The following is a 396-nucleotide window of genomic DNA, read 5'->3' as shown; positions in this document are numbered from 1 at the left end:
CCCTGGATCTCGACCCCGCCAAGGTCAACGCGAACGGCGGCGCCATCGCGCTTGGCCACCCGCTCGGCGCTACGGGGGCGATCGTCACCGTCAAGGCGCTCTACGAACTCGCCCGGGTCAATGGCCGCTACGGGCTCGTCACCATGTGCATCGGCGGCGGACAGGGCATCGCCATGGCGATCGAGCGGTTGCACTGAGATGGCCGGCTTGTTCGATCTCACCGGCCGGCACGTGCTTGTCACCGGCGCCTCCAGCGGCCTCGGCCGCCACTTCGCCGGCACGCTGGCTAAAGCCGGCGCCCGCCTGTCGCTCTGCGCCCGGCGGGCCGACGCGCTGGCCGAGACCGTCGCCCGGGTCGAAGGGGAAGGCGGCGAGGCGCAGGCGATCGTCATGGAC

Annotated in this window: 1 protein-coding gene and 1 pseudogene; both read left to right on the top strand. The window is 72.0% G+C overall.

All coding sequences use genetic code 11. From position 1 onward, the window contains the following. Positions 1–197: pseudogene (locus tag E0L35_RS25955) on the top strand (acetyl-CoA C-acyltransferase); the annotation flags it as partial. A 1-nt stretch (position 198) separates the two neighbouring features. Further along, a partial coding sequence (locus E0L35_RS25950) for an SDR family NAD(P)-dependent oxidoreductase (RefSeq protein WP_138801765.1) occupies positions 199–396 on the top strand: 198 nt, incomplete at its 3' end.

The sequence above is a fragment of the Halomonas sp. ATBC28 genome, assembly GCF_005937175.1.
Classification (GTDB): Bacteria; Pseudomonadota; Gammaproteobacteria; order Pseudomonadales; family Halomonadaceae; genus Vreelandella; species Vreelandella titanicae.
The sequence above is the reverse complement of the archived record's forward strand: the minus strand, read 5'-3'. Positions and strand labels throughout refer to the sequence as shown.